This is a genomic window from Paraburkholderia bannensis (assembly GCF_014200455.1).
In the GTDB taxonomy this organism is placed as follows: domain Bacteria; phylum Pseudomonadota; class Gammaproteobacteria; order Burkholderiales; family Burkholderiaceae; genus Paraburkholderia; species Paraburkholderia bannensis_A.
Genome location: NZ_JACHBW010000014.1, coordinates 153,279 through 173,499 on the forward strand (window position 1 = coordinate 153,279; position 20,221 = coordinate 173,499).

Below are 20,221 nucleotides of genomic sequence, written 5' to 3' on the forward strand. Positions count from 1 at the left end.
GGTGGAACCGAAGCGGCGCCGTTCCATGTTTTCGCCTGCGCTCCCCACGATATCATGCAACATGCCGCCGCCCGCGCGCGGTGCTGAACAGCTTGATCGTTTCCCGATTGAATGCGGGAATATCATCGGGGTTGCGGCTCGTGACGAGGTTTTGGTCGACGACGACCTCCTGATCCACCCATTCCGCTCCCGCATTCTTAAGGTCGGTTTTGAGCGATGGCCACGAGGTCATGCGCCGGCCGTGCGCCGCGCCCGTCTCGATGATGGTCCACGGGCCGTGGCAGATCGATGCCACCGGCTTGCCGTCATCGAAAAACGCCTTTGCGAAAGCCACCGCTTTCGGCTCCATGCGCAGCGCATCCGGATTCAAGACGCCGCCTGGCAGGAGGAGCGCGTCGAAGTCTTGCGGCTTGGCGTGGTCGAGGGCGACATCGACCGGGAACTCGTCTCCCCATTTCGTGAAGTCCCAGGCGCGGACGTGCTTATTCCTGGGCGAGACGATGCGCGTCTCGGCGCCGGCTTCGTCAAGCGCCTTACGAGGCTCGACCATTTCGACTTGCTCAAATCCTTCCTCAACCAGAATTGCGATCTTCAGTCCTTTGAGAGTTTCATTCGTCATGTCTTGACTCCTACGATGAGCTTTCGCCTGGAAATTGCGTCGCCCGGGTCCCTGTCGTTCACGTTCCGGCGGACATCAGGATGGCCTTGCTTGCACATGTGGCAGCGGTCGCAGGCGCCGTCATGATGTTGCGGAACGATCTCCGGTGCCCTCGCGAGCCAATGACCCATCCGTTTATCTCACCCTACGCATGTGACGACGCGGAGCGCCCGAAGGGCAGGAGCAGTCGAGCGCCCCGTATCCCCTGCCGGGTCTATGCGGCTTTTTTTACGCTACCGTGCGGATCGATGACGAATTTCTTCGGCGAGCCCTCGCTGAACGTCTTGTAGGCGTCAGGCGCCTGCTCCAGCGTGATGATCTCAGTGTTCAGCATGGCGCCAAGATAGGGCATCCGATCCCACAGGATCGCCATCATCAGGTCGCGGTTGTAGTGCATGATCGGTGCCTGCCCCGCCGTCAGTTTCGGCGACTTGATCCAGGCTTTGCCGAAGTCAACGGGCAACTGGCCCTTCTTCGTCAGATCGGTGCTTGCCTTCGGGTCGGCGTCGGTATAGATGCCGGGGACGCCCATCGCCCCACCGGCCCGCACCACTTCGATAAGCGTATTGATCACCGCCTCCGAGTGCTCGCTGTCCGCCTCCGGACCACAGCCGTGCGCCTCCAGCCCGACGCAATCCACGCCGCAATCCACTTCCCGCTTGCCGAGGATCGCTTCAATCTGGTCGGCCACCGGCGTGTCCTTCGTGAGATCGACCACCTCGCAGCCATTATTCTTCATCAGGTCCAGCCGCGCCCGGTTGGTATCGGCCACGATGATGCAGGACGCGCCGATCAGGCGAGCTCCCGCCGCCGCACACCGGCCCACTGGCCCGGCCCCGGCGATATAGACCGTCGAGCCCACCTTGGCGCCCGCCTCCATCAGACCATGGAAGCCGGTCGGCAGGATGTCCGACAACAGCGTGAGATCGCGGATCTTCTCCATCGCCTGGTCCTTGTCCGGGAAAGGCAACAGGTTCCAATCGGCGTAAGGCACCATGAGGTAGTCGGACTGGCCACCCTGCCAGCCACCAAGATTGAAGCCATAGGCGCCGCAATCGACGGCGTCATTGACGTTCATGCACACATCGGTGTGCCGCTCCTTGCAATTGCGGCAGCGCCCGCAAGAGACGTTGAACGGGACCGAACATAGGTCGCCCGTCTTGATGAACTCCACGTCCGGCCCGACCTCGATGACCTCCCCGGTCATCTCATGTCCCATCACCATCCCCATAGGCGCGGCAAAGCGGCCGTGGTAGATGTGCTGGTCGCTGCCACAGATATTTGTCGTCACGATCTTGAGGATGGCGCCATGATTGGCTTTCTTGCCTTTCGGCGTGATCAGCTTCGGATAGTCGAAAGTCTGCAGCTCCATCTTCATCGGACCCATGAATGTCACTACGCGATTGCCACTTCCAGCCATGATATCTCTCCTTGTTAGGCATACGAACTATTGTGCGATCCCGGCGAGCGCGATTGCGGCGGCTGTTACGCGCTGCTCGCGCGCAACGAACACAGCGGCTCCGGATGCGTGGCGTTCCCGGTAGAGAGGGATGCAGCCAGCGAAGATCATGACGTGGCCTTGATTGGACATGTCGATCTCGAAGTAACCCCACTCACACACTGGCGACCAGGTGTCTGTCCGAATCGGCCACCGCGAGTTGATGGGCTGGCCGATTTCGCCGAGCTTCGCTTGTGCTGCGGCAATGATTGAAGGTGCTTTACTGAAAGTGAGTATAGGACGTTCCTCGGGAAACACTGGTCTATTCGGCTCATCGGTCATCGACGGCGTAGCTGTCGACGGTGTGAGAGTCAGATCACAAAACGGCGTCCCACGATGAAGCGGAAAGCGCGGGTAAGAAACGCGCAAGCTAGCTTCAACGCTTTCTCGCCGAAATTAAAAGATCACCCCACGGTCGCGGTTTTTGGCGATAACTTAGCGATACTAACCAAAATACAAGCGAGGTCGCCCGCCAATTGACCTTGAGCGGATGCGGCGAATGTACTTCCCGCAGCAGCGGCACGGCTTTTCCAGCGAAGCACGGTATTACCGTACTGTGATGCGCACGTTCTCAGGCATGAATCTGGCCATTGAGAACGCGCTCGATGCGACCACACTGTTGACGCTCCGGCGACTGCTGATCGCGCATGAGCTTACGCGTACGGTGTTCGACGAGATTGAATTATCCCGTGACGCCAGCGAGTTTACCGGTCAACGACAGTCTATCTCCAACGTCCATCGATGACGGACCGTGGGGCCTCCCCGCGCTCCTGCGCGAGCGACGGATAGTCGGTATATCCGCGTTCGCCGCCTCCGTAGAACGTAGACGGATCCGGCGAATTGAGCGGAGCGCGCGACCGAAGGCGTTCCGGGAGGTCGGGATTGGCGATGAACAGGCGTCCGAACGCGATCAAGTCCGCCTTGCCGTCCTCGATCCATCTTTCCGCACTGCCGCCGTCGAAACCGCCCGCGACCATCAGCACGCCACGATAGGTGCGGCGTATCATCTCGCTCATGCGTTTCGCGCGCTCCGTGAAAACGACATCCTCATCGGTCGCCGCCAGTGCGGGATTGACGACGTGCAAATAGGCCAGCCCGTATCGATTGAGCTTCTCGATGACATAAGAAAAAGTCGCCTCTGGATCGTCATCATGCATGTCGTTGAAGGTGCCGAGAGGGGACAGCCGGACGCCGACCTTTTCTGGCCCCCACACTTCGCAAACCGTTTCGATCACCTCGAATAGCAGCTTGGCCCGACGCTCGCTCGATCCGCCGTATTCGTCCGTGCGGCGGTTCGAGCCGGACAAAAGAAACTGATCGAGCAGATAGCCGTTCGCTGCGTGCACTTCGACGCCGTCCATTCCGGCAGCCTTTGCGTTGCGCGCCCCCCTGAAGTACTGGCGTACAAGATACGGCATCTCTTCGCCCTGCAGCGCGCGAGGCGTGACGCAAGGCGCGACGACGCCCTCACCGCGCTCGTTCTCGATGAACGCCTCCGCTTTCGGCAAGACAGCAGAGGGCGCAACGGGCGGCATTTCATCGGGCTGCAACGAGGGGTGCGATATGCGTCCGACGTGCCAGAGTTGCATGAACATCAAGCCGCCCGCCTCGTGCACGGCGTGCGCCACGACCCGCCAGCCTTCGATCTGCTCACGACTATGGATCCCTGGCGTCCATGCATAGCCCTGTCCTTGCATCGACACCTGCGTCGCCTCGCTGATGATGAGCGCGGCCGCTGCGCGCTGCGCGTAATAGCAGGCGTTGAGCTGCGACGGGATGTTGCCAGGTTGGCTCGCGCGCGAACGCGTCAGGGGCGCCATCACGACACGATGGCGCAGGTTGAGGGAGCCCACCTTCATGGGTTCGAAGAGCTTGCGCAGCGGGACTTGCTCGTCATGCTGTCCGGCTTCTCCGGGCGCACTTTCGGTATCAGACATATCCGCTCCTCGTGTTTTTGACTCGGCCCGAAAAGTGCTGACTTAGACGCTTCGAAGCGTCGGCGTCAAATGACATCGACAGGATCCGGCTCTCCGTGCAGTCTAGCCATAACCCGCGTGCGCTTCTTTCCGGTTTCTGCGCAGATGTGTCGCAATCCTGCGGTTACCCGGTCCATCGCTCCATCGGGGAGCAGATGCGGCCCTACCGTGCTCGCAGCACACCTCTGCTGCACGGCGCGCAACTTCAATGGAGCGCGGCCAACGCGTCGTCGATCGGTTCACTGCCACCGGCAAACCCGACGATCCTGTTGACCAGGCCCACCCTGAGCGCTTCGAGCACGACGTTGGCAACATCCTCGCGCGCAACGGGAGCTTCAGCGGACTGCGCGTCGGTCACGACCTCAATCGTCCCGGTACCCGGCTCCATGGTCAGTGTGGCGGGACGCAGCACGAGATAATCGAGGCCACTGCCGATTAGATAATCGTCCGATGCGCGCTTCATCTGCGCGTAATGCCGAAGCTCATCTGGGGCGCGTTCAGGGGCGTATGCCAGCAAGGTGCTGACGACGATGAAGCGGTCCGCGCCATATTGCTTCGCATAGTCCACCGCCTTAATGATCGCGTCCCGATCGATCTGACGCTCCTGCCCGGCGCCCTCGGTTTCCGCGGATCCAGCGGCAAAAATAATCGTATGAATCCCCGCGAGCGCCGCGCCGAAGTCCTGAGCCAGGTCGACGATCGCGGTGCTCGCGCCGAGGCCTTCGAAATGGGCCAGACGAGTCTCGTCGCGCAGCAACGCACGAAACGGAATGCCCGCACGGTGCAATTTTTCCGCCACTAGCCGACCGGTGCGGCCGGTGGCGCCAATTAATGCAGTGCTCATCGTGTCTCTCCAAATGCAATCACGGTCGCTAGAGACGAAGATCGTCACCTCCATCACGCAAATCAACAATCACAGCATGACGACACTCAGATCGACGTCGCTGATCCGCGGGTTGGCGAGAGACGGGAGCGTACGTGAAGCCGGAGATGCTCGACACCATGGAGCTCGTGTGCTCGACGCAGCGAAATTAATCAGCTAGTGACGTTTCGGTGGGCAAGCCGGAATATGCGAGGCGTCACACCTGTATATCGATGAAACACGTCGGTGAAATGCTGTTGAGTCTGAAACCCCGCGCGCGCGCCAACCTCAGCCAGGGGAAGGGTTTCCTCACACAACATCGTCCTCGCAAAGTTCACTCGTGCGAGTGTCACGTACAGATGGGGCGAGTTACCTGTCGCCGCTTTGAAAACGCGCGCAAAGTTTGAGGCACTCATGTGCACCAGCACTGCAAGTTGCTCGACCAAAATGCTTTCGGCTATGTGCTCATGAACGAAGAGTTCAATGCGAGTCAGCATTTGACGCGTACGTGGCGCGTCCGGCTCCGCCACACCAGCACAGTGCCCGTAGCGCAAAGCGATGTGCACCGAGATGACATCGGCAAAAGCGTCGGCGCAGGCAGCGTCGATCAGATTCGCGCTATGCAAGGCACACAATGTATCCACGGCCTCGCGCAGGAACGGATCCCAGGACGTAGTCCATTTCGGGACCGTGGAAAAGGCCTCTTGCGAGACTTGCCCAAGTACGCGTGATTTGAGTGCGATAACCCATCCATTGGGATCGCTGTCAGCGATCGTGGCTAACGTCGCCGCCGCCGGAATAACGGCGACAAATGGCGCACCTATCAGGATGGAGCGACTCATTCCGAGGTCGTCGCAGCCCGCAGCCTGCACAATAGTGGAACCTGTGGGCACAACGAGCCGAAATCCCGGCATCAAATTCATCCTGCGGTCAGCACAAGCGACGTTCATCGGTTGGCAGGGTAGCCCGTGACCCAGGGTCGATCTTGTAGCCTGATTCATGACAAGCAGGCCTCTCTTTTCCACCGGCTTGGTACCAAAAGCTTAGATCAAGTTCAGGGCTGCCTAAGACGGATTCGTCATATGGGCAGCAGCGCCCTTCCTCGTTTGGCGTAGCCGGACACCAGGCAGGCAACACCTCCTTTCAGAATGGATTCGGCAAGCTGACAGCACGCAGCACAACGACTCGTCGAGTTTATACGCGACCTTCTGGAAGGCGTAACTTCAGGGGAAGGTCAATACCGCAGGTTAGCGATACGACGCCCACCTCATGAAAGACGGCGCGCGGTACTATCTTCGTCGGCCCCGTCCCTTATACCCCATGTCCCATGGAACTGAAGCAGATCCACTACTTCATCGCGCTTTTCGAAGAAGGCACGGTCACGCGCGCCGCCAGACGGCTCAACATCGCGCAACCGGCGCTCAGCATGCAGATCGCCAAGCTCGAAGCGGAAATCCGCCAGAAGCTCTTCGAGCGTGGGCCGCACGGCATGGCGCCGACCGAAGCCGCACGGTTGATGTACCGCCTTTACACGCCGATCATGCGCGACATCGATCACGCACGCGAGCACCTGAGTCGTCGCGACGTCATCGTGACGGGCCGCGTGTCGCTGGGCATGGTGTCGTCGGAGGCTCAGAGCGTATTGCCCGAATCGCTCGCCAGATTCGATGTGCTTTTCCCGCAAGTCGAAGTCTCCGTCGCCGATGGCTTCAGCGCGCAACTGATCGACGCGGTCGAATCCGGCCGGCTCGATGCCGCCATCATCAACAAGCCGCGCGGACGGCTGACACTCCACGTAGAGCCTTTGCTCGTCGAAGAAATGGTGCTGGTGACGAGCGTGGCGCATGGCCCAGAACTGCCCGACGAGATCGATCTCACGCAGCAGTCGGGCATCGAATTTGTGCTGCCCACGCGCCGCAACGGCCTGCGAGGCGCGCTCGACGCCGCGCTGATGGCGGCTGACGTCGTCATCAAGCCGAAGTTCGAAATCGATCTGCTCAGCACCATCGTGCAGTTCGTTGAGCAGAGCAGTGTCGCGACGATCCTGCCGCGCGTCGTCGTGCAGGCGAAAGTGGACGAAGGGCGCTTGCGCGCACGCACGATCGCGTCGCCGCCGATCGTGCGCCACATCATTCAGGTCACGCATCCGAAGCGGCCGATCGGGCCGGCCGCCCAGGCGCTCATCACGATTATCACTGACGAGATAAAGCGCGTGACGACGGGTGTTCTGGGGAAACAAGCGCCTTAGCGGCCGCGTTCCAACGGTTCGCGCGCACCACCCGGAAGGTCGCTACGCGTACCGAAAAGCGTGTCGCAGATCGGGAACGTGAGGTTGAAGTTCTGTGTCGCCATCACTTCGGGATCGTGGTGTGTGGCATGCAGGCGCCGCACTGTGTTGACGAGCGGAACACGGTCGAGGAACGGGCTGTCGGTGACGTGCGAGAGCGTATGCAGGCCCTCGTACATCAGGAAGTACGCCGCCATCGTGAAGAGCGCGATATAGCCTGCGTTGCGGGAGAATACGAACCCGATCAAGAGCGCGAACGGCACGGCCGCCAGCACGAACGCAACCGGCGCAAAAGGCGGAAACAGCAGCGCGCGCCAGTGACGGTGCCCCTTGTATTCAAGCGTCACATGCGTGAAGAACCGGTGATGGACGGCGCAATGGCGCTTGTAGATCATGCTGAAATACTTCGTCGGACGATGCAGCACGTAGCGGTGCGCCGCCCATTCCGCCCAGTTGCCGAACAGAAAGAGCGGAATGACCGTCAGCCATTCGGCGAACGTCGGTGCATGAAGCTGCATCAGGCAGTACGCGATCACGCCGCCGGTGAAGAGCAAGGTGAAGCCAAGGTGCATTTCGCCGCGATACCACCATGGCGTGGCATTGACATACTCGTCACGGAACTTGCAGGAGCGCGCACGAACGTCTTCTTCGTATTTCATCGATGTCTCCAGTTGTTGTGAAAGGCGCGCGCCCGTTGGCGTGCGCCTTTTTGCCCAATGACTCAGGAGGGACTGCGCGCGGAACCGCCTTCGAGCTTGCCGAGCGTCTCGGGCACGACGAAGGCGCCCACGAGAAAGATCACGCTGATTGCGCCGACGAAGATCGCTAGCGTCATCGGCAACTGGCTCGCGTCCTTCGCCACCAGCGACACGGCCGTCGGCATCACTCCGCCGATCGCGAAGCCGATATTCCACGAAAGGCCCGTGCCGGTCGCGCGGATCGAAGTCGGGAAGCGTTCGTTCAGGAAGATCAGGATCGGCGCATAGCCGGCGCTGCCGAGCGCGCTGAGAAGGACTGCATAGACGCCGACCATCGTGATGCTGTTGGCGGTCGGCAGCAGCAAAAATAGCGCCGGCAACGCGACGAGCCGGATCAGCCCGATCCACACGAACGCACCCTTGCGGCCGATGAACGTACTGAGGTGCCCTGCCGCGATCGAAGCGATCACCACGGCCACGCTGCAGATCATCAGGATCGCGGCGGCGGCACCGTTCGGCGCATGACTCACGACTTTGAGGAACGTCGGCAGGTAGCCCGATGTCAGGTAGTAGCCGCTGCCGCCGCCGATGGTCAGCAGCAGATTGACGAACAGCACGCTGCGATATTCACGCGAGAAAAGCGTGCGGATCGGCGAGCGCGCCACTTCGACGCTCGCGCTCTTGACCTGCGCGATGGCACTCGCAGCCTTTTCGGCGGCGAGCTTCTTCCACAGAGGCGACTCTTCAAGGCTGTTGAACACGAAGAGACCCAGCACCGAGCTGATGATGCCGGTGAAGAACATGCAGCGCCAGCCCCATACGTCAAAGGCATCGCCGGGGAAAAGCGCCGACATCGCGAGGAACGTCACTGAAGCGAGCAGCGCGCCGATCCCCGCGCCGCCGCCGCCGATCAGCCCCGACACCGCGCCGCGATACTTCGGCGCGACGGATTCGGTGCCGATGGTATGCGTGGATGCGACCACACCGCCGACGAACACGCCCTGCACGAGCCGCAGCAGCAAGAACAACACCGGTGCGACGACGCCCGCCTGCGCGACCGTCGGCAGCACGCCGAAGGCCGCCGTCGAAATACCGACGCCGACGACCGCGACGATCATCGCGCCCTTGCGGCCGTGACGGTCCGCGTAAGACCCGAAGAGCGCGGAGCCGAGCGGCCGCATCAACAGCGTCACCGCAAACGACGCGTAGACCGCAGCGAGCGAAAGCATCGCGTGCTCGGACGGGAAGAACAGACGCCCGACGATCGGTGCGACGTACAACAACACGAACAGGTCGAACAGATCGAGCGCCCAGCCCATGCACGACGCCAGCACCGCGCCCATGATCTGCCGCTGATTGACCGGAAGCACGGTGGCCCCGTCTTGCGCTGCTACAGACATTTGTATCTCCTTGTGTGTCACAGGCGCGCTTTGTTGGATGCGCGCTCTTGTCTCGGTTGAAAAATCGTCAGTGGGCCGCGGCGAGCGGCGATGCCACGCTCGCCCCTCGCTGGGCAACCATCGCGTCGGCGATTTTCTCGGCGATCATGATGGTCGGTATGTTCGTATTCGCCGATGGCAGTCGCGGCATCAGCGATGCATCCACAACGCGCAGCCCTCGTGTGCCCCGGACGCGGCCTTGCGTATCGGTGACGGCGTCGCGGTCCTGTGCGCCACCCATGCGGCAGGTGCCGCTCGCATGCCACACGCCGAACACGTTCGCGCGGATGAAATCGGTGAGCGCGCGCTCGTCGTGGATCAGCGAAGCCATCCTCAGGCCGCGCGTGAAGAAGCGTTCGATCAGCAGACGCCGCAGCGGCGCCGGTGCGTCGAGCAGCGCGCCGAGCATCGCAGTCAGCCGCGCATTGCCTTCGCCAACCTCGCTCAATGCCTTCACGCGCGGCGAGAAAGCCGCCGGAAAGAAGTCGCGCGCATCGCGTCCCAGACCCGATGCATCGACAATGCGCGCCAGCATCTGCACGCCAGCGGCGAGCCGTTGCAGATCGCGTTCGTCGTCGAGCAGATTCAGATCGACGCGCGGCGCAACGGCCGCATCGGGCGACGCCAGTTGCACGCGGCCACGCGAATACGGCCGGTTGCACCACAGGAAAAAGAGGCCGAGCCGGTTGCCGAGCGCATGCCACGCGGCGCGCGTCGCGCTCGACAGATACAGGTCGGACTCGTCGCAGCCCGCGACGCCCGAACTCATGCGCGCGGCCATCATGCTCGCGCGGCGTCGCGCGAGCGGCATGCGAAAGCGCGGTTCGAGAAAATGACAGAACGTGAGCGACGGATGATCCTGCAGATTGAGTCCGACGCCAGGCAAATCCACCGTACACGGGATGCCCATCGCCACAAGTTGGCGCGCATCGCCGATACCGGCGCGCATCAGCATCGCGGGCGACTGCAACGCGCCCGCGCTCAGCACCACTTCACCCGCGTCGAAACGCACGCGCTCGCCGTTCGCCGCAATCGCGACGACCCCGCGCGCCGTCGCGCCTTCCATCACGATGCGCTCGACGCGCAGATTCGAATAGATTTTGAGATTCGGGCGCTTGCGCGTGGCTTCGTCGAGATAGGCGATGGCCGTCGACACGCGCTTGTCGTCGAGGTTCGAGAACGCGCCCGCAAAGAAGCCATCGCCGAATTCGCCGTTCTGGTCCTGAAGTTGCGCGAAGCCGTTCGCGCGCAAACCCTTCGCGAATGCATGACAGAACGCCGGCCAGTCCTTCGGCAAGATGCGGCGGATCGGCACGGGACCGTCGCCGCCGTGCAACTCGCCGCCGGGAAAGTCCACGTCGCGTTCGAGCTTGCGAAAGTACGGCAGCACCTCGCGCCACGACCAGCCGTCGGCGCCGTTCGCGGCCCATTCGTCGTAGTCGCGCGGCAGGCCGCGGTTGGCCGACTGCACATTGATGCTCGATCCGCCGCCCATCACGCGGCCCTGCTCGTAGACGCGCGGCGCGGCGTGCTGCGTGGCTTTCGCTTGCAGATCGGGCCAGATGTACGTGTCGCCGCAGAAGACGGGCATCGGATAGCTGTCGAGTATCGCCGCGGGCACCGCGCCCGGCGGCGTATCAGCGCCCGCCTCGATCAGCGCGACGCGCACCGACACCTGCGCCGACAGCCGATGCGCAAGCACGCATCCCGCCGAGCCGCCGCCTACGATCACGTAGTCGAAGCGCTCCATCGCGTTGTCTCCTCTTGTCTCGTCCGCCGCGTGGCGTGTCAGGTATCAGCTGCCGCGAAACACCGGCTTGCGCTTGCCGTGAAACGCTTCGACGCCTTCGCGGAAATCGTCCGACGCGCGCAGACGGCTATAGCAATGCCCTTCAAGTTCGATCGCGATCGACAACGGTGCGTCTTCCGAATCGTTCAAGAGCTTCTTCGCGGTGCGCTGCGCGAGCGGCGAGAACGCGCGCAGTTCGTCGACGAGCGCATCGGTTGCCGATTCGAGTTCGGCGTCCGCGACGCAATCGACCGCGATGCCCCACTCGTAAGCCTGCTTGCCCGGAATGCGGCGCGAGCGCATCACGATGTCCTTCGTGCGGCCGATGCCCACCATCGATTGCAAACGCGCCGAGCCTCCCGAGCCGGGAATCTGGCCGAGCTTCTGCTCCGGCAGCGCATAGCGGGTCGTATCGGTGACGATGCGGAAATCGCACGCCAGCGACAACTCGAAACCCACGCCGAAGCAGAAGCCGCGATTGGCCGCGATTACCGGCTTGGAGCAGCGCGCGGGCGCCGCGATGTTCCAGGCGAGCTTCGATACGTGCTCCGGCGAGGCTTCCAGAAAGCCCTTGATGTCGCCGCCGCTCGAAAAATGCTCGCCCTTCGCGCGCACAACGATCACGCGCACGCGGTCGTCCTCGTCGAGGGCTTCGAACACGGCGCGCAACTGGTCGCGTGCGTGCATCGAAATGACGTTGAACGGCGGCCGATGCAGGATGATGTCCGCGCGCTCGCGCTGCGCGTCGATTTCGACCGAGAAGCCGTCGAGGTCTTGCAGCAGCGTCTGGCCGCGATGGTTGAGGTCACTCATTGTGTTACTCCTTGGTGGTTGCGGTAGGTTGCGCGGCCTGCGCGTTCGAATCGGGCGTGTACTCGCCCGCTTGCAGCTTGCGGCGCAGAATCTTGCCGACCGGCGACTTGGGGATGTCGTCGACGAAGACGTAATCGCGCGGGCGCTTGAAGTTGACGAGGTCGGACTGGCGGCACCAGGTATCGAGCCCTTCGGCATCGACGTAATCGCGGCGCTTGATGAATGCCACCACGCGCTGGCCCCAACGCTCGTCCTTGATGCCCGCGACCGCGACTTCATCGACGGCGGGATGCAGCGACAACACCGATTCGATATCGACCGGCGAGATGTTTTCTCCGCCGCTGATGATCATGTCGTCGACGCGGCCGGTCACGTAGAGATCGCCGTCGGCATCGAAGTAGCCGGTGTCGCCGGTGAAGTACCAGCCGTCGCGCAGCGACTTCGCGTTGGCGTCCGCACGGTTCCAGTAGCCTTCGAACGCTTCGTCGCCTAGCAGGTCCACGATGATCTGCCCTTCTTCGCCGACTTCGGCGATCTCATCGGGCGAGAGCGCGTCTAGCTTCACGACGCGCAGCCGCGTATTGATGCCCGCGCGGCCCGCGCTGCCGGGTTTCTTTGTCGCGTCCTGGTCGATGCTGAACGTGTAGACCTCGGACGAGCCGTAGTGATTGACGAACAGCTCCGGCTCGAACGCGGCCGAGAGGCGCTTGAGCAGGCCGTCGTTCATCGGTGCGCCCGCGAAGCCGAGCTTTCTGACCGACGATGTGTCCGCGCTCGCGAACGCGCTGTCGGCAAGCAGATCGTGATAGAGCGTCGGCACGAGATAGAGGCAGGTGAGCGCGTGCTTCGAGATGCATTCGAGCGCGAGCTTCGCGTTCCAGCGCCGCACGCAGACGAACAGGCCATCGACGAGCGCCATCGCGAGCAGCGAGCGCACGCCCATCGTGTGATAGAGCGGCATCACGCCGAGCGTCCGTTCGCCGCGCCTGTAAAGGTTCTGCGCGACGTGCGCGAGCGCCCCCGCGCGTTCATGCCGATGCCGGCGCGGCACGCCCTTGCCTCTGCCCGTCGTGCCGGACGTGTAAAGGATCAGCGAGATGTCGTCGGCGGTGGCGTGCGTCGTGTCCGTCACGTCGCCGCTGCGCGTTCGTTCGACGATGAGCGCATCGAAGGTGGTGGTGCGGCCGGGCGCATCGTCGAGTCCGACGCGCGGCACTTTTTGCGCAGCGGCGCTCTGCGCGACGGAATCGGCGCTGACGGGTTCGTAGACGATCGCCTTCGCCCCTGCGTCGGTCACGCAGTATTCGACTTCTTCCGGCTTCGCGCGCCAGTTGAGCGGGACGATCACGATGCCCGCAAACTGTCCGGCCCAATGCAGCGTCGCCATTTCCCAGCGGTTTTGCAGCACGACGAGCAGCCGGTCGCCGCGTTGCAGACCGAGCTCTCGCAGGCCAACGGCGACATTCAAGATAATGGGATACCACTGCGCGTACGTCAGTTGCACATCGCCATCGACCAGCGCCAGCGCGTTAGGACTACGCTCGACGCTTTGCAGAAAGGTGCGTCCGAGATCAAGCATGTTCGACCTCCTTCGTGCCTGCCTCGGCCCGGCGGCGCGCGGCCACGTCGAGCACCGCAGCCACGATGGGCGTGTAGCCCGTACAGCGGCAGATATGACCCGAGAGCATCTCGCGCACTTGCTGTTCGGATGGATCCGGTACGCGTTGCAGATAGTCCGCGCACGACATCAGAATGCCCGCCGTGCAGAAGCCGCATTGCAGCGCATGATGCCGCTGGAACGCCTGCTGCAGATCGCCAAGCGTCTGATCGGGCGCCAGGCCTTCGACGGTATCGATATGCCGCCCGTCGGCCTGCACCGCGAGCATCAGGCACGAGCGCGCCGCGACGCCATCGACCTGCACGGTACAGGCGCCGCACACGCCGTGTTCGCAGCCGACGTGCGTGCCGGTCGCGCCGAGTTCGTGCCGGATGAAGTCCGACAGCAGTTCGCGCGGCTCGCAATAGCCGCTTCGTTCGCGGCCGTTCAGCGTCAGCGCGATGCGCTGCGCTTTGCCGTGCCGCATCATGGTGTCCGATGTCTTGCTCACTTTGCCTCCTCGATCACGCGCCACCCGAGTTGCCGGACCAGATTCCGGCGATATGTCGCGCTGATGTGCGCATCGTCCTGCGCGTTCAGTTTCCAACTCAAATCGTTCAGTGCGCCGCGCAAGTCGTCGCCCTGCAGACGCGGCCATTGCTCCGTCACCGGCCGGTCCGCGACGCCGCCGACCGCAATACGGATCGAATCGTCGGTGACCACGGCCGCGCACGCGACGATCGCGAAATCGCCGTGGCGCGCGGAAAATTCCGCGAACGCGTAGCGCTCGCCTGCCTTGCGCAGCGGGAAGCGCACCGCTTCGACGAGTTCGTCGGGCTCGCGCGCGGTCATCAGCATTCCCTGAAAGAAGTCCTGGGCGCCGAGCGTGCGGCGCCTCTTTCGCGAGCGCAGCATCACGTCGCCGCCGAGCGCCGAAAGCACGAGCGGCAACTCGGCGCTCGGGTCCGCATGCGCGATCGATCCGCACACGGTTCCGCGATTGCGAATCTGAAAGTGCGAGATATGCGGGAAGGCCATCGCGAGCAGCGGCGCTTCGTCGGTGAGCGTGCTGCGCCATTCGACGCTGCCTTGCGTCGCCGCCGCGTTGACGACCAGATGCCCCGCCTGCTTGTCCACGCGCACGGCGTCGAGTTCGGCGGTGCGCGAGATATCGACGAGCACCTTCGGCTGCGCGAGCCGCATATTGAGCACGGCCATCAGCGACTGGCCGCCCGCCAGCACGCGGGCGTCTTCGCCGTATTGCGCAAGCGCGTCGAGCGCGTCCTGCGCGGTCATCGCGCGCAGGTAATCGAACGGTGCGGGCTTCATGCGTGCCTCCTGAAACGTGCGAGGAGTCTCGCGATCCACGATCCGTGCGCTTGCACCGGCTTGCCCGCCGCCTGCCGGCCGAGCGATTCGAACAATTGCCTGAGCACCACCTTCGCCGCGCCTTCGAGCATGCGGCCGCCAACCGCCGCGACCTTGCCCGATACCTGCGCTTCGTAGTCGTACGTGAGCCGCGTGCCGTTGCCTTGCGGCGTCAGTTCGACGAGACCGCTGCCGCGTGCGCTGCCGAGCGGCGAGATCCCGGCGCCAGCGAGTCGCAGGCGGCGCGGCGCATCGATCTCGGACAAGCCGATACGCGCCTCGAAACGCGCCTTGATCATGCCGACGCCCACCGTCACGTCCGCGCGATACTGGTTCGGCGCGGTCTCTTCGAGCGCGTGACAGCCGGGAATGACGTTCGCGAGCGCCTTCGGATCGAGCAGCACGGCGAACACCGCTTCGGGCGTCGCGGGCAGATCCACCGTTCCCTGCGCCGTCAGCGCGCGCCCGCCGCCCGGCGTCGTGGGCTTCGTCGGGGCCGTTTCGCGGTATTCAGGGCGCGAGGGTTCCGGATCGTCCATGCCGATCATCGCCATCACTTTGGGCGGCGTGAGCGGCAGGCGAATGTCTTCGACGCCGAGCGCGTCCGCCACCGCATTCGCGATGCAAGGCGGCGTGCTCATGTTGTTGCCTTCGCCGAGACCCTTCGCGCCAAGCGGCGTGAAAGGCGAAGGCGTCTCCAGATGCACGATCAGCGGATCGGGCACTTCGCAGGTCGTCGGCATCAGATAGTCGGCGAGCGTGCCGGACTGGAAGCTGCCGTCCGCGCCGTAGCGGAACTCTTCCATCAGCGCCGCGCCGACGCCTTGCGCGAACGCGCCGCGAATCTGGCCATCGGCGAGTGCGGGATTGAGGATGATGCCGGCGTCGTGCACGGTCACATAGCGGTCGATGCGCACGCGTCCCGTCGCGCGATCCACTTCGACGCCGCACATGTCGAACGCGAAGCCATACGCCGCCGATGTATTGATGCGGTCTTGTTCGTCAGGCGCATCCATGTGCGGCGGCGACCAGAACACGGTTTCGCGCAGGCCCGGCTCTTCGCCCTCCGGCAACAGCGCGGGCGCCCAGTGCGGCGCATTGCTCGCGGCGCGCGCGAACGGCAGCGCGCGGTCTTCGGCGTCGTTCGGAAAGACGCGCGCGCCTTCGAAGCGCACGTCGCCGGGCGCGCAGCTGAACTGCTTCGCGAGCACGCGCGCGAGTTTGTCGCGCACGCGCGTCGCGGCGAGATACACCGTGCCCGCCACCGCGCCCGCGAAGCGGCTCGAATAATTGCCCGCCGCGACAGACCAGGCGTCCTTGTGCGTATCGAATTCGACGTTGACGACGATGTCCTTCGGATCGAGCCCGAGCACGTCGGCGACGACTTGCGCGCACACTGTCATGTGGCCCTGGCCCGCGGGTGTCGATGCGATCGTGACGACCACGCCGCCGAGCAGATCGACGCTGACGGTCGCGCTCGCGATCGCGCCGTTCTTCGGCCCGGCTTTCCTGCGTGCGTCGGCGGGCATCACGGTCGTGATATAGCCCATGTTCGATACCGACGGCTCGACGATCGCGGCGAAGCCGATGCCATACAGCCGCCCTTCGTTGCGCGCGGCGTCGCGGCGCGCAACCAGTTCCCGGTATCCGCCTTCGTCGAGTGAACGGCGCAGGGCTTCCTGATAGTTGCCCGAATCGAGCAGCGCGCCCGCCGCCGCGCGATACGGGAACGCATCGGCGGGAACGAAATTGCGGCGATACACGTCGAGCACATCGAGCTTCAGTTCGATCGCGATGCGCTGGATCAGCCGCTCCAGCGCGAAGTACACCTGCGGTCCGCCGAAGCCGCGCACGAGCCCCGTCGGCGTCTTGTTCGTCAGCACGACGCGATTGCGCACGAGCAGATTCGGGATCGCGTACGCGCCCGTCAGGCAGCCGTGCATCCGGTAGAAGGTCGCGGGCTCGGGCGCGCGCACGTAGCCGCCGACGTCTTCCAACTGATCGTAGGACAGCGCGACGATGCGGCCATCCGCTTCGACGGCCGCTTCGATCGTTGAAACACGCGCCGTCGCCGATGTCGCCGCGCTCAGGTGTTCGAGCCGATCCTCGACCCACTTCACCGGCGCGCCCGCCTTGCGCGACGCGAGGCACATCAGCACCACGTACGGAAACACCGCCTGCTTCACGCCGAAGCTGCCGCCGGAATCGCGCGGGGCCTTATGACGCAGCCGATTGGCAGGCACGTTCAACGCCATCGCCATGACGGCGTGCAGCGAGAACGGCCCCATGAAATTCGACGTGACGTCGTAGCCTTCATCGCCCGAAAGATACTCGGCGATCACCACGCCGCACTCGATCGGCGCGCAGGTGTTGCGCGGATAATGCGCGACCAGCTTCACGCGATGCGGCGCGCGCTCGAAGGCCGCTTCCGGCTCGCCGTAGCGGAAATGCCGGTCGCTGATGACGTTGCTGCCGACGCGTTCGTGCAGCACCGGCGCGTCGTCCTTCGCGGCTTGTTCGATCGACGTCACGGGATCGAGCATCGCGTAGTCGACCCTGATCAGATCGAGCGCGTCTTCCGCGAGAGCACGCGATTCGGCCATCACGACCGCGACCGGCTCGCCGACGTAGCGCACCCGGTCCATCGCGAGCGCCCACTGTTCCATCGGCGCTTTCACGCCGACGACGAACGGTCGCGACCACGCACGCAAATCGCCGCGCGTGAGCACGGCGCGCACGCCCGCGAGTTTTGATGCGGCCTCCGTATCAATCGACAGGATGTCCGCGTGCGCGTGCGGCGAACGCAGAATCGCGGCGTGCAGCGTGCCCGGCTTGACAGCGATGTCGTCGCCATAGCGGCCACGGCCCGTCAGGATCGCCGGGTCTTCGAGGCGCTCCATCGAGCGTCCGACGTGACGCTGCGGCGCGGTCGCTTCCCGCATCTCTTTGCCGGCGACGCGCGCGTCCATGTCGGCGAATGCGGTTTCGCGCTGATTCATACCCTTACTCCTCTAGTGCGGCGCGGCCGCCGAATTCATCGGCGAGACCGCTCCAGCGGCGCGTAATCTCGCCGTGCTCGATGCCGAACAGATCGAGAATGCGCCCGACCGTGTGGTCGACCACGTCCTCGATGGTCTGCGGATGCGCGTAGAACGCGGGCACCGGCGGCATTACGATCGCGCCCATTTCCGTGGCGAGCGTCATGTTGCGCAGATGCGCGAGATTGAGCGGCGTTTCGCGCGCGACCAGCACGAGGCGGCGGCGCTCCTTGAGCATCACATCGGCGGCACGCGTGAGCAGGTTGTCCGCGAAGCCGTTCGCGACGCCCGCGAGCGTTTTCATCGAACATGGCGCGATCACCATGCCTTCGGTCAGAAACGATCCGCTCGCCACCGCCGCGCCAATATCGCGCACGTTGTGCACCACATCGGCAACGGCTTCGAGATCACCACGCGCGAAGCCGAGTTCCTGTGCGGCCGTCACCGCGCCCGACGCCGACACGACGAGATGCGTCTCGTGCGTGCCGAGCCGACGCAGCGCGGCGAGCAAACGCACGCCGATCACCGCGCCGCTTGCGCCCGACATGCCGACGACGATGCGCTTCTTTCGTTCAGTCATGATCGCGCGCCAACCAGGCGTCGAACGCGCTGTTGTCAGCAGCGAGGAGTGCGTGCAGATCGACCGTGTCTTGCCCAGGTATGTGTACGCGCGTGAACACATGCGCGGGATATACGACCGGGCGCGTCGCATCGAGGCCCATCTTTGCGCTCACGCCTTGCAGATGCGACGGCGCATCGTCTGGCTGACCGACCGTCGTCGAGGGATCGAGCGGCGAACCTTGCGCGCCTGCTATTACGACGAGATCGCGATCAGCCTGGAAGCGCGTCGCGATCGCCCATTCGATTTCGGCGGGATCGTGCACGTCCACATCGGCATCGACGACGACGACCTGCTTGATGTCGTAATGTGCGCCGAACGCGCAGAGGATGACGTTCTTCGCTTCGCCTTCGCGCTTCTTGTCGAATTGCACCCACAGGTGATAGCGGCACACGCCGCCCACCGACAGATGCACGTCCTTCACGGCGGGATGGCTGCGCTGAAGATGCGCGAGCAACGTGGCTTCGCGGGGAATCGCGCCGAGCAGCAGATGCTCCATTTCGGCTGGCACGATCGTATGAAAGACCGGCTCGCGCCGATGCGTGAGCGCCGTCACTTCGATGACTTCGCGTGCTTCCATCGCGCTGTAGTACTTCGGAAATTCGCCGAACGGACCTTCCGGCTCGCGCACGTTCGGCAGAATGCGCCCTTCGATGACGATCTCCGCAAACGCCGGCACGTGCACGCCGTTCGTCACGCATTGCGCGACAGGCAGCGGCGCACCGCGCAGCGCGCCCGCGATTTCCAGTTCGTCGTGATCGATCGGCGTGATCGCTTGCGACGCGAGCATCGTAAGAGGATCGACGCCAATCACGATGGCGACGTCGAGCGCATCGCCCGCTTCTTCGGCTGCGCGCTGAAACGCGTAGAGATGGCGCGGCAGCAGCAGGATCGCCATGCGATCGGGGCCGTGCACCTGAATGCGGTTGATCGAGACGTTCTGCACGCCGGTGCGCGGATTGCGCGCGATCACGAGACCGGCGGTGATGTACGGGCCGTTGTCGTGTTCGCTGTGGGTGGGAATGGGCAGCAGCGCGTGAAGATCGATGCCGCTCGTATGCACCACTTGCTGACAGGGCGCGTCCTCGCGTTGAACCAGTTTCGATGCGAGCGGCGCGGCGGCCGCAGCGGAAAAACGCGCGAGCAACGCGGATTCATCGACTCCCATCGCTTCCGCGATCCACGCGCGCTTCGACATGAAGCCGCTCACGACGGGCATCGCATGTCCGTGCGGCTGCGTGAAAAAAGCAGCTTGTTCGCCGTCGAGCCGCTTCGCAATGGCGGCGAGTTCGTGCTTGAGCGCGACGGGCTTGTCGATCGTGGCGACACGACCGGTTTTCGCGAGATGCGCGAGCCAGTCGCGCAGCGACAGCGAACCGGTGTCGGCGTTATGCCGTGCCCAGGCGAATGAGGGAATGCCGTGCGTTGCGGCATCGCGTGTATTCATCGTCGTCTCCATCTGTGAGCGCCGGCCATGGCAAGCGCATGGGATGAAGCCTAACGAGATCGCGCCATAGCATCTAATACTGTTTACTGATGCGACGAATCATTTGTTCTTATATCCGTGCTAGCCCGGATG

General features: G+C 63.8%; 17 protein-coding genes and 1 pseudogene. 2 read left to right on the forward strand and 16 right to left on the reverse strand.

Annotated features, from left to right (window positions below):
• Positions 1-52: 52 nt before the first annotated feature.
• The 3 genes from F4827_RS23290 to F4827_RS23300 all read right to left on the reverse strand — a co-directional run bounded on the left by F4827_RS23290 (position 53) and on the right by F4827_RS23300 (position 2,438).
• Entirely contained in the window at positions 53-619 is a 567-nt protein-coding gene (locus F4827_RS23290; RefSeq protein WP_183727412.1) for a type 1 glutamine amidotransferase domain-containing protein, read from the reverse strand.
• A gap of 253 nt (positions 620-872) precedes the next feature.
• On the reverse strand, positions 873-2,078 hold the full coding sequence (locus F4827_RS23295; protein WP_221303783.1) for an alcohol dehydrogenase catalytic domain-containing protein: 1,206 nt from the start codon (positions 2,076-2,078) through the stop codon (positions 873-875).
• A gap of 27 nt (positions 2,079-2,105) precedes the next feature.
• Positions 2,106-2,438, reverse strand: a complete 333-nt coding sequence (locus F4827_RS23300) for a hypothetical protein (RefSeq protein WP_183727410.1) — start codon at positions 2,436-2,438, stop codon at positions 2,106-2,108.
• Between the two features lie 166 nt (positions 2,439-2,604).
• On the opposite strand from F4827_RS23300, the pseudogene F4827_RS35490 reads away from it, so the two are divergent.
• Positions 2,605-2,844 (forward strand): annotated as a pseudogene (locus F4827_RS35490) (transposase); the annotation flags it as partial.
• Between the two features lie 34 nt (positions 2,845-2,878).
• Here F4827_RS35490 and F4827_RS23310 read toward each other — a convergent pair.
• The 3 genes from F4827_RS23310 to F4827_RS23320 form a co-directional block, all read right to left on the reverse strand.
• Positions 2,879-4,093 (reverse strand): alkene reductase, encoded by a 1,215-nt coding sequence (locus F4827_RS23310; protein ID WP_183727406.1) that lies wholly within the window; start codon positions 4,091-4,093, stop codon positions 2,879-2,881.
• Positions 4,094-4,337: 244 nt separating this feature from the next.
• Positions 4,338-4,976 (reverse strand): SDR family oxidoreductase, encoded by a 639-nt coding sequence (locus tag F4827_RS23315; RefSeq protein WP_183727404.1) that lies wholly within the window; start codon positions 4,974-4,976, stop codon positions 4,338-4,340.
• 191 nt (positions 4,977-5,167) lie between these two features.
• Positions 5,168-5,836: a helix-turn-helix domain-containing protein gene (locus F4827_RS23320; RefSeq protein ID WP_260175378.1), complete on the reverse strand. Its 669-nt coding sequence runs from the start codon at positions 5,834-5,836 to the stop codon at positions 5,168-5,170.
• 485 nt (positions 5,837-6,321) lie between these two features.
• On the opposite strand from F4827_RS23320, the gene F4827_RS23325 reads away from it, so the two are divergent.
• Positions 6,322-7,242 (forward strand): LysR family transcriptional regulator, encoded by a 921-nt coding sequence (locus F4827_RS23325; RefSeq protein WP_183727399.1) that lies wholly within the window; start codon positions 6,322-6,324, stop codon positions 7,240-7,242.
• Here F4827_RS23325 and F4827_RS23330 read toward each other — a convergent pair.
• The 10 genes from F4827_RS23330 to F4827_RS23375 all read right to left on the reverse strand — a co-directional run bounded on the left by F4827_RS23330 (position 7,239) and on the right by F4827_RS23375 (position 20,089).
• Positions 7,239-7,940 (reverse strand): sterol desaturase family protein, encoded by a 702-nt coding sequence (locus tag F4827_RS23330; RefSeq protein ID WP_183727397.1) that lies wholly within the window; start codon positions 7,938-7,940, stop codon positions 7,239-7,241. The genes F4827_RS23325 and F4827_RS23330 overlap by 4 nt on opposite strands.
• Positions 7,941-8,002: 62 nt before the next feature.
• Positions 8,003-9,379, reverse strand: a complete 1,377-nt coding sequence (locus tag F4827_RS23335) for an MFS transporter (protein ID WP_183727395.1) — start codon at positions 9,377-9,379, stop codon at positions 8,003-8,005.
• A 67-nt stretch (positions 9,380-9,446) separates the two neighbouring features.
• Entirely contained in the window at positions 9,447-11,168 is a 1,722-nt protein-coding gene (locus tag F4827_RS23340; RefSeq protein ID WP_183727393.1) for a GMC family oxidoreductase, read from the reverse strand.
• Positions 11,169-11,213: 45 nt separating this feature from the next.
• Entirely contained in the window at positions 11,214-12,020 is an 807-nt protein-coding gene (locus F4827_RS23345; protein ID WP_183727390.1) for an enoyl-CoA hydratase/isomerase family protein, read from the reverse strand.
• 4 nt (positions 12,021-12,024) lie between these two features.
• Positions 12,025-13,599, reverse strand: a complete 1,575-nt coding sequence (locus F4827_RS23350) for an AMP-binding protein (RefSeq protein WP_183727388.1) — start codon at positions 13,597-13,599, stop codon at positions 12,025-12,027.
• Positions 13,592-14,128, reverse strand: a complete 537-nt coding sequence (locus F4827_RS23355) for a (2Fe-2S)-binding protein (protein ID WP_183727385.1) — start codon at positions 14,126-14,128, stop codon at positions 13,592-13,594. The genes F4827_RS23350 and F4827_RS23355 overlap by 8 nt, the downstream gene beginning before the upstream one ends.
• Entirely contained in the window at positions 14,125-14,946 is an 822-nt protein-coding gene (locus F4827_RS23360; RefSeq protein ID WP_183727383.1) for a xanthine dehydrogenase family protein subunit M, read from the reverse strand. Before F4827_RS23360 ends, F4827_RS23355 begins: the two co-directional genes overlap by 4 nt.
• Positions 14,943-17,984 (reverse strand): molybdopterin cofactor-binding domain-containing protein, encoded by a 3,042-nt coding sequence (locus F4827_RS23365; protein ID WP_183727381.1) that lies wholly within the window; start codon positions 17,982-17,984, stop codon positions 14,943-14,945. The genes F4827_RS23360 and F4827_RS23365 overlap by 4 nt, the downstream gene beginning before the upstream one ends.
• Positions 17,985-17,988: 4 nt before the next feature.
• On the reverse strand, positions 17,989-18,603 hold the full coding sequence (locus F4827_RS23370; RefSeq protein ID WP_183727379.1) for a UbiX family flavin prenyltransferase: 615 nt from the start codon (positions 18,601-18,603) through the stop codon (positions 17,989-17,991).
• On the reverse strand, positions 18,596-20,089 hold the full coding sequence (locus F4827_RS23375) for a UbiD family decarboxylase (protein ID WP_183727377.1): 1,494 nt from the start codon (positions 20,087-20,089) through the stop codon (positions 18,596-18,598). Before F4827_RS23375 ends, F4827_RS23370 begins: the two co-directional genes overlap by 8 nt.
• Positions 20,090-20,221: the final 132 nt, after the last annotated feature.